Genomic DNA, 9,962 nt, shown 5'->3' on the forward strand with positions numbered 1-9,962 from the left:
TCATCCCTTGCGATTATTCGATGGACTCGCCACCAATCCTGTCACCAAAAGGCTTTCAGCCAGTCGGCGTCGTCTTGGGTGGCGCGTTCGGGGCCCTGGCGCTCTTTTGTTTGCCATGAGACGAGCCCCTTCCTGCATTTCCGGATCGCGTTGGCTCAAATGGGGGAGAGTTGCGTGTCCTTCTCCGATCCGAGCGGCGCTTGCGTGGATTGCGAGCGCGAAGGAGCCGTCTCCAATGGCCAGCGCTGGTTCTGCTCCCGCCAAAGCTTCTCCGCCAACCGGCCGCGCGGTGACTCGACATCGTTGAAGGAAATGACCGCATCCTTCGCGATGTCCCGCCGCAGCACGCAGCCTTCGGACAAGCCGATCGGCAACGCGTCGACGGCTCTGGCCGCCGCGCGATTGTCGATCAAGCCATAGGAGCAGAAGCCACCGACGCCATCCAGACGCTCGCCGGCCTTGAGGTCGCGCTTGGCGATGGTGAGCACCTCGCAGACCGGCCCCGCGAGCGGCGCCACCGTCGGATCCTGATGAACCACCGCGCGGCCGATCGTGGAAAGAAGTTGCACGTGCGGCAGGTGAAAAGGCGTGTAGAAAAGGTAGAACGGACCGTCGCCCAGCTTGTAGTAGCTCAATTGCGCTTGCTTGAGCGGCGCGTCCTCGTGAACGATGACCCAGGCTCCGGTCCCTGGCATCGCCCCTACTGAATAATCCACGATACCGGTCTTGAGCATCTCTTCGGCCGGCAGCAGTTTCGTCAGCTCCCTCACATATGAGCAGGACGGGCCGTGCATGCCGCGGCGGCCAACGTGGAAACCGGTCGCGTTCGCCAGGACCGTGGTTTCCATCGACAGCTTGGTCGAGTCGGCGAAGGAGGTGACCTTGTGCACATCCTGGCCGTACTTCGCGGCAAACTCACGCTGGGTTTCCGGGGTCCGGTAGTGATCCACCATCCCCTTGATGTTGCCTGCGGCCACAGGACGAAAACCGAGGGAACGCAGGTAACGCAGAAGCGTCATGGCGACACCCGGCTCGTCGCCGTCCGTGTGCGTCACCACCACTCCCGCACTGTCCGCTCGCGCCTTGAGGATCGGTCCCAACAACGAGTCCAGCTCTGCGTTGACCAGGACGACATGCTTGCCGTGCTCGAAGGCCTCCAGAACCGCGCCGGCCGCAGTCTCGATCGTTCCCGTCGCTTCGACCAGGATGTCGATCGCCGGGCAAGTCGTGAGCACCGAGGGATCATCCGTCAACACCGGAATGCCTGACTTGATCGAGGCTTCCGCCGCCCGCGCCGACGTGACCCGGCGCCATTCCTGAAAGCCGGCTTCGCGGAAAGCCCTTTCGCCATGCTCGAGGGTTCGGTTTGCGATGGCCACCAGACGCATGCCGGGCGCCGGCGTTCCCAGTTGCAGAGCAATGGCCCGGCCGGTCACACCGGCTCCCACCAGTCCTATGCGGATTGGGTTGCCGGTGGACTCGCGTTGCAGCAGAGCGACGTCGACGTTCATAGGAACCTCTCTTTCATAGGGTTGTTCTGCCCCGGCGTGTTGCCCTGCCCCTGCATCAAGGGCCAGTTGCGGTCCTGCTCCGAGATCGCCGAAACCGGCAGCGGCCACTGAATGCCGAAGGCCGGATCATCGAATCGTGCGCCCCGGCACGATTCCGGCGCGTAGAACGCCGAGGTCAGGTACAGCGCCTCGGAATTATCTTCGATGCTCTGAAATCCGTGCGCACATTGCTCGGGAACGTAAAGCATGCGCCCGTTTTCCGCGGTCAGCTCCACGCCGCACCATTGCCCGAACGAAGCCGAGTCCGGTCGGAGGTCGACGGCCACGTCAAAGATCGCGCCCCTTGTGCAGCGCACCAGCTTCGCTTCGAGCGCAGGCGCAATCTGCAGATGCAGTCCGCGGACCGTGCCCTTGCACGGGTTGAATTGCATGTTGGCCTGGACCGGCAGGAAGTGAATTCCATGTTCTTCGAATTCCCGCCCGCACCAGGCGCGCATGAAGCGGCCGCGTTCATCGTGACGCGGATCGGGATCGATGATCCAGGCACCTGCTACTTGGGTCCTTGTGAAATGCATCGCGGCCCCTGCCCCAAAATGCGCACACAGCGCGCTGGCCTAAAATAATACCGTAACTTTTAATTCGCCTGCAATTAAACCGACCATTATCACTATTTAATGCCGCGACAAAGCAGAATATTGATTATACCTGCGATTTAGAATATAAAAACAAGGCGAGATAAAAAATCGCACGCTAAGCCATTGCAACTACGCGACAAATTGCCCATGCCAGGAAAGTGCGATCTGATTTAATGTGTTGTCGGCGCCTCGTCGCCGAAATTAACTTTTTAATCCTGCCATGGAATTTGAGGAGCAATATGATCGGGCAGATCCCCGCGGTGGCCGGCTGAAGGATGGTGAAGCTCCAGATTTGAGAGGCGAAGAGCCATGAAGGTTGTTTTATTCTGTGGAGGACTTGGTACGCGGATACGCGAGTATTCCGAGGCGATTCCAAAGCCGATGATACCGATCGGCCAACAGCCCATCCTCTGGCACGTCATGCAATACTACAGCCGATACGCGCATCGGGACTTTGTTCTGTGCCTTGGCTACAAGGCCAACGTCGTGAAGGACTACTTCCTCAACAACAGGCAGGCCGCAAACAGCGACTGTACGGTCTCGCATTTCGGCAAGAAGATCGAATTGCTCGGCGAAGCTCCTCCGGATTGGAGTGTCTCGCTCGTGGACACGGGAATATGGCGCAACATCGGTCAGCGCCTGCTGGCGGTCCGCCATCTCGTGCAGGACGAGGAAATATTCCTCGCCAATTACAGCGACGGTCTGACCGACGCTCCGCTGCCGGAAATGATTGATCACTTCAAGAGAAGCGGCAAAATCGCCTGCTTCATAGCCGTGCACCCGCCGATCACCTTCCATCTGGCCGACATCGACGAGAACGGCCTCGTGCGCGGAATGAGTGCGAGCCAGGACTCCGGGATATGGATCAATGGCGGGTATTTCATTCTTCGAAAGGAGATATTCGACTACATTGAGGAAGGGGACGAATTGGTCGTGCAGCCCTTCAAACGCCTCATGGAGCGTGGCCAGCTTATGGCGTACCGCTACGAGGGATTCTGGCGCGCCATGGACACCCTCAGGGACAGGCAGGTCCTCGAGGAGATGATTGAACGTGGCGATACGCCATGGCAACCGAACCAGAATGTTGCGGCCGCGATCAGCGCATGACGGCGCTTCAACTCGCCGGACGTGGAGATTGGCCGTCGGGGCCATGCTGGCCATCGCATCCGGATGACATCGAAATTCAGCCGGGCGGCGTCTCGTTTGAAGCGTTAGTGGGCCCTGGCCCGGCATCCGTTGTTCAACAAAAACTTTCTCCTTTCGTACTTTAGTAGCCAGCGATGCAATCGCGGGCTCAGGAGCGATCGGAGGCAAGGGCGGACGAAGCCGTTCATTGGTGTGAAGGTAAGCGAGTTTGGTAATGACAAAAGAGATTTCCATGGATGCCACACTTAGTAGGCCGCCGCGCGTGCTTCTCTATTCGCTGAGAAATATTTTCGGGAAAGCTCTCTTCAGGTGTCCTCACTTCGAATTCGAAGACATCATCCGCGAGATTGATAATGTCGAACTGCTCGCTCCTGAGCTGGACCCTCATTGCAAACGTTCCATGCTCGCCATGCGATTGGCCTACCACGCTCCCATCGCGCTAAATCCAGGCATTCGGGCGAAACCGGCAACAACGAATTACGACTTGTTTGTTGCTGTCTGCGGCGGGCTCGCCTTTCCGCTCGACTTTCTGATGATCGATGCTGTCAGCAAGGCGAAAGACATGTGCAGAACGTCTGTGTGTATCATCGACGAACTCTGGGTCAAGCAGATGCACAGGCATCGTCACTTTCTGCGCGTCCTCGAGAAGTTCGATATCGTCATGCTGTACTACAGTCAGACGGTGAAACCGCTGGCCGAGCAAATCGGCCGCAAGTGCATTTTCCTGCCGATCGGAATCGATACGATTGCATTTTGTCCTTATCCGACGCCGCCGCAGAGAGTTGTGGACGTTTACAGCATAGGGCGTCGATCGGAAATAACGCACCAGCGGTTGCTGAGAATGGCCCAGGAAAACGGCCTCTTCTATCTCTATGACAGCATCGGCGGGCATGAGTCCATCAACGCAAAGCAACACCGGGCGCTTTTCGCGAACGTTGCAAAGAGGAGCCGATACTTTATCGTCAATCCCGGGCTGATTGATCGACCGGAAAAAAGAGGCAATCAGTTTGAGATCGGCAACAGGTACTTCGAAGGCGCGGCCTCCGGAGCCATCATGATCGGAGAGCGTCCCGCGAATGAGGAATTTGGTAAATTATTCGATTGGCCCGACGCCATGACCCACCTGCCCTATGATTCGGAGGACATCGATGTCGTCATCAGGCGTCTCGACCGGGATCGCGAACGACAGGACGCGATAAGGCGAACCGGTGTGATCCAGTCCTTGATGCGACATGACTGGGCTTATCGGTGGGAAGCAGTACTTAAAGCTGCAGGTCTTAAACCCATGCAAGGCATGGCCGAAAGAAAACAACGTCTCAAGAAGCTTGCGGAGCTCGTCTCGCAAAGCGAGCGGTTGGAGACGGAAAAGTTGGCTTGAGCTTTTCGAGGTGCAACATCTTCGGTAGCATTTCTCCATTCCGCGAGCCTGTCATGTGCTCGAAAAGAGACACTTTGCCGCCCGGTTGTTTTCCGGCAACCACTCCGGCTCGTTGTTCCAAATGCATTTGTTGAGGTAAGGGGGTCGCATGTCGCTGGCGAATCGAAGGATCGGTCTTCTCCACCATGTCGGTGGCGGCAACCTCGGCGATGAGGCGACCTTGGAGTCGGTTGCGGAAAACATAAAGCGGCGATGGCCGACGGCAGAAATAATCGCGTTCTCGATGAACCCCGATGACACAAACACGCGGCATGGGATCGTATCTCATCCTATCCGGCAAACCGGCTGGAGCGTTGGGTACAAGCCTGCCGAAACAGATGCGACTTTCAAAGCAAGCGTGAAGGCGCTTGTGCGCAATTGCCCGCCGCTCTTCTCTCTGCTCAAAGCAGGCAACGCAGTTGCTCGCCAGACCACTGGGATATTGCGCGAGCTGCATTTCCTGACGTCATCGTATCGTCACATCAAGTCCCTTGACCTCTTGATCGTAAGTGGCGGCGGACAGCTCACCGAGAGGGACGGCCCCTGGGGATTCCCCTATACTATCTTCAAGTGGATCGTACTCGCGAGATGGGCGGGCGTCAGATGCATGTTTCTGAACGTCGGCGCCGGACCGCTGACTGGTCCGCTGAGCAAGCTTTTTGTGCGGCGGGCTTTGGCTGCCGCGCAATATGTCTCCTTACGCGATCAGAAATCCCGAGACCTTCTTGATGAGATCGGGTTCAAACGCGCGTGCCCGGTGTATCCCGACAGTGCTTACGGTCTTCAGTTCGCACTTCCTTCGAATGTAATCCCGCTCGAAAGACGGTCTCACCCCATCGTCGGCTTCGCGCCGCTTCCCTATCCGGGTCCCCGCGTGTACGCTGCAGAAGAGGATCAGATTGTCTATGACGTTTTCATTGGAAAGCTTGCCGGCTTCGCGTCTTGGCTGCTTGGTCAATCGTGTGCCCTCACGGTTTTTGGCACCGACATCGGCGTTGATCCGATGGCCGTCAAGGACTTCGAGACGGTTCTGGCCAATCAACTCGGCATCAATTCCACATTATACAGCGTCGACCGCACCGCTTCGGTGCACGATCTATTGGCGACAATGGCTCGGATGGACTTTGTCGTTACATGTAGGTTTCACGGGGTGATCTTCGCGCATTTGTTGAACAAGCCCGTTCTTGCAATAGCCCATCACCCGAAGGTCAGCGATTTGATGGCGGACCTTGGGCTGTCGAATTATTGCGTTGACATCCGGAATTTCGATTTGAATCTCCTGACGGACAGATTTGCGTCGATGATCGCCAACGCTGAAGATATCAAGAGCCGCATGGCCGTGACCACGACGAGAAACAGGCAGCGACTCACAAATCAGTTTGATGAATTGTTCGATGCTGATGCTGCAGCGACCATGGCACGGGAGCCTAGCTGGAGTTGGCGACGGCGCGACCAGACCGGCAGGTTATCATGCGGATGACAGACAAGATTCCAAGACGCATCATTCAGGTATGGGGCACGCTGTCGAGCCCGGACACCACGACGGACAAGACCACAGGCCTGCCGCTCTTTGCCAAGGCGTCGGCTGCAAATCTGCGTTTGCTGAATCCTGACTTCGAGTACCTGCTGTTCGACGATTCCGAAATCGATCAACTCGTTGATGCCGAGTTTCCTCAATACCGGTCGGTGTTCGACTCGTTCTCCGAACGAATTCAGCGCTACGATTTCTTTCGATATCTTGCCGTCTATCATTTCGGCGGGTTCTATTTCGACACCGATGTGTTCTTGGCATCCGGTCTCGACAATCTGCTTGAATTTGGCTGCGTGTTCCCGTTCGAGCACCTGAGCGTTCAGCGCTTCCTGATCGAGCAGTACGGCATGGATTGGGAAATTGGCAACTATGCCTTTGGCGCGGCGGCAGGCCATCCGTTCCTCGAAGCAGTCATCAAAAACGTTGTACGGGCACAGCGGTATCCCGAGTGGTCGGAAGCAATGCTGAAGTCGATCCCCCGCATGTTCCGCTCGAAGTACTTTGTAGTCGATACGACAGGACCTGGCCTAGTGTCCCGGACACTAGCAGAGTATCCGGGCGCTCGCGACCAGGTGAACGTACTGTTTCCGGAGGATGTCTGCGACTCAAAGGATTGGTATCGCTTCGGGGACCACGGTGTCCATCTTCAATTTGGTTCGTGGCGCAAACCGGAGCCGTTGCTGTATAGGGTTACGTACAGGTATTGGGAGACGACGACACGGAAAGCGGTCCTTAGCGAGAGCCTTAAGCGCGGCGGGAGAAGGTCATTAGATTTCAATAGTTCGACGGAACGACGTCAGGAGGCGTCGCGCACAAGCAGCTCGTTGCGTCCTCGCGTTGCTTCGAAGGACTAGAGCAGCCGCCGGTCACGTTGAGAGCCGAGCGTATGAGTTGGGCAAGCGAGGCCGCGATTGTGGTTTTGCCCTTGGGCAGAGCTGATGTGACGCCGATAACCCGATTGGAGGTCTTGTCGGGACTAAGGTCCATCCCCAGCTTGATCGACGTACGGACTCGGCAAAACGCGATAGGGGGATATCGACGACGGTCTCGTGAACAGCCGAACGGGTCGAAACAATTCGTCGCAAATCATTAAACGATGCTGACCGCGGTAGCGAATACGCCGGTGGGGACAATCACCAAATAACGCTATGGCGAAAATGGATCATCACGCCAAAACTATCTCACTCGGCTGGATTGCTCTGCGGTTCGCCGATGAACGGCGCGTCGGTTCCTTCGGTTTGCAGCATATTTCTCTGAAGCATCGGGTGTTCGCTCGCGCCGCTTGTTGGTCTCGTCGGGCGACCAGCGCCATTTAATCTCACTGCGTCATATTTTCGCTCCTGCCAGATTCCGCGGCGCTTTCCCGAGGATGCTCATTCACCTGCGCCCTAATCTCTGCACTTTCGATCGTCCCCGCCCGAAGCCTTCTGCGCACCCGCAACCCGACGCTTGCTCGCGGATTACCGGCCATCCCATGAATGGTCCGGAGACGGACCTGTGGAGCCTGCCTTTTTGCATCTGCAGTCAACCCGCCTCGATCCCGAACCATTGAGGTCACAGCCGGGCGCCCCCAATAGCAACACGATTAAATGTGCGTCATAACGCGCATTTAAATATATAGATTTAAATTATAAATTGCATACATAATAAAAAACTCCTGATGGCGCGCCGGAGAATACAGGCGCCCAGCAGGCGCGCCGTAACTCCATTTTTGTCGTTTTTCGCCCTGGCAGCGCTACGTGAGATTGAGAGTTAATCGATGAGGACCACGGTTAAGACATTTGGATCCACTCGCCTTGTCCAGGATGGAGACTTCTTTTTTCTCTATTCAACCGGCGGCATGGTAGCTGAGCTGATGTATGGCGGAGCGCCGGGTCTAGCCGGCCAATTCGGCACAATCGCGCCGATAGGGGCCGAGCAGGCGGCGAGCGGGTACGAAGTTACCTGGAAAGTGCCGGGCGACGATACGTATTCAGGATGGCTCATCAACAATAGCGCAGCGAACGCCGCGTTGCAGTCGATGGAGATCGGCTTCCGGCCGGATCTTAACGGCGACGGCACGATTGGCCCTGCTACCCCTTCTTCACCTCCTCCCGCATCCAACCCCGTCGTGGTCGAGAGCTTCGGATCGACCAGCCTCACGCAAATCGATACTCGTTTTTATCTTTATGGCAGCGACGGCACGGGCCCATCGCTGAAATACCATGGCGCCGACTATGTGGTCGGTCAATTCGGCCAGATAGCGCCGATTGCGGCCGAGCACACGGCGACCGGATACGAGGTCGCATGGAAGGTGTCGGGCGCTGATCAGTATTCGGTCTGGGCAACCGACAACAACGGCAATTATGTTTCGAACATTCTCAGCAGGGTGTCCGGGACGAACACCGCGCTGCAATCGATCGAGACCAGCTTTCATCAGGACCTCAATGGCGACGGCACAATTGGCTCGCCTTCTTCACCTCCTCCAGCATCTGACACGATAGTCATCGAGAGCTTCGGATCGACGAGCCTGACCAAGGTTGGCACTCTTTTTTATCTCTACGATAGCGGCGGCTCCGGCCCATCGCTCAAATATCAGGGCGCGGACTACGTCAGCGGTCAATTTGGCTCGATCACGCCGATTGCTGCAGAGAAGACGGCAAGTGGCTACGAGGTCGCTTGGAAGCAGCCAGGCGTCGATCAGTATTCGGTGTGGGTCACGGACAACAACGGCAACTATATCGCGAATATTCTTCGCAACGTGTCGGGAGCGAGCACCGCGCTGCAGTCAATCGAGGCCAGCTTCCATCAGGATCTCAATGGTGACGGCACGATCAGTTCGCCCAACCAAACGTCATCACCGCAGTTCGTTTATCAAGGCGTCGACGCCGATGGCGCGCAGCTCTATTCGGTGACATGGTCGACTGCGGGCTTGCAACCGTTCGCCGTTCGCGTGCTGGCTCCTGACCATCCGTCGACAAATGTAGCACATAGCTTTCTCTATGCGCTTCCGGTCGAGGCCGGACTCGCTCAGTCAGCGTGGGGTGATGGTCTGGAGCAACTCCAGCGACTCGACGTGCAGGATCGATATAATGCGACGATCATCGAACCGATCTTCCCTATCGCGCCGTGGTATGCAGACAGCACCACCGATCCGACCATCAACTACGAGACATTCATGGCGACGCTATTGCCCGCGTGGGCGGATAGCAATTTTGCCACCACCGGCACCGAGGACAACTTGCTGATTGGCTTCTCGAAGTCTGGCTACGGTGCTCTTGATCTGCTTTTTAGACATCCCGACGTGTTCGATGCCGCTGCCGCGTGGGATTTCCCCGCGGATATGGCGAATTACACCGATTTTGGAGCGGACGTGAATTACGGTACCGATGCAAATTTTCAAACCAACTATCGGTTGACCGACGCTTTCATCGACGCCTGGAAGACGCCGTTCACGACTGAGAATCGGATCTGGATTTCCGGATATGACCAGTTTGGATCCGACCTCTCGGACTTCGATGCTCTCCTCACATCGGATGGAGTCTTGCACACGCTTGGCACGCAAACGTACCATGTTCATAACTGGTTCAGCGGTTGGCTGTCCGGCGCTGTAGCAGGACTTTATGGACTCGATGATGGGCCTGTCGTCGAGAATCTCGGAGCGACCATCTTAATAAAGGTTGGCACGCATTTCTATCTTTACGACAGCAGCGGCACCGGCCCATCGCTCAAATATCAGGGCG

Annotated in this window: 7 protein-coding genes; 5 read left to right on the forward strand and 2 right to left on the reverse strand. The window is 56.9% G+C overall.

The window, feature by feature from the left end:
• Positions 1–155 precede the first annotated feature (155 nt).
• Positions 156–1,511, reverse strand: coding sequence for an NAD(P)H-dependent oxidoreductase (locus K289_RS47605; protein WP_051311417.1), 1,356 nt, complete (start codon positions 1,509–1,511; stop codon positions 156–158).
• Positions 1,508–2,086 carry a dTDP-4-dehydrorhamnose 3,5-epimerase gene (gene rfbC / locus K289_RS47610; protein WP_051311419.1) on the reverse strand — a complete coding sequence of 193 codons (579 nt, stop codon included), beginning with the start codon at positions 2,084–2,086 and terminating at the stop codon, positions 1,508–1,510. Before rfbC ends, K289_RS47605 begins: the two co-directional genes overlap by 4 nt.
• A gap of 369 nt (positions 2,087–2,455) precedes the next feature.
• Here rfbC and K289_RS0143615 point away from each other — a divergent pair, with 369 nt between their 5' ends.
• The 5 genes from K289_RS0143615 to K289_RS52070 all read left to right on the forward strand — a co-directional run.
• The gene (locus K289_RS0143615) at positions 2,456–3,253 is read left to right on the forward strand and encodes a glucose-1-phosphate cytidylyltransferase (protein WP_027557031.1); all 798 of its coding nucleotides are present in this window, start codon (positions 2,456–2,458) and stop codon (positions 3,251–3,253) included.
• Positions 3,254–3,506: 253 nt separating this feature from the next.
• Complete coding sequence (locus K289_RS47615) at positions 3,507–4,670, forward strand: glycosyltransferase (RefSeq protein WP_245284177.1); 1,164 nt, start codon at positions 3,507–3,509, stop codon at positions 4,668–4,670.
• 148 nt (positions 4,671–4,818) lie between these two features.
• On the forward strand, positions 4,819–6,189 hold the full coding sequence (locus K289_RS0143625; protein ID WP_027557032.1) for a polysaccharide pyruvyl transferase family protein: 1,371 nt from the start codon (positions 4,819–4,821) through the stop codon (positions 6,187–6,189).
• The gene (locus tag K289_RS48190; protein ID WP_198024912.1) at positions 6,186–7,094 is read left to right on the forward strand and encodes a glycosyltransferase family 32 protein; all 909 of its coding nucleotides are present in this window, start codon (positions 6,186–6,188) and stop codon (positions 7,092–7,094) included. The genes K289_RS0143625 and K289_RS48190 overlap by 4 nt, the downstream gene beginning before the upstream one ends.
• 905 nt (positions 7,095–7,999) lie before the next feature.
• The coding region (locus K289_RS52070; protein WP_245284178.1) for an alpha/beta hydrolase-fold protein at positions 8,000–9,962 on the forward strand (1,963 nt) is incomplete at its 3' end.

Source organism: Bradyrhizobium sp. Cp5.3, assembly GCF_000426265.1.
Taxonomy (GTDB): domain Bacteria; phylum Pseudomonadota; class Alphaproteobacteria; order Rhizobiales; family Xanthobacteraceae; genus Bradyrhizobium; species Bradyrhizobium neotropicale.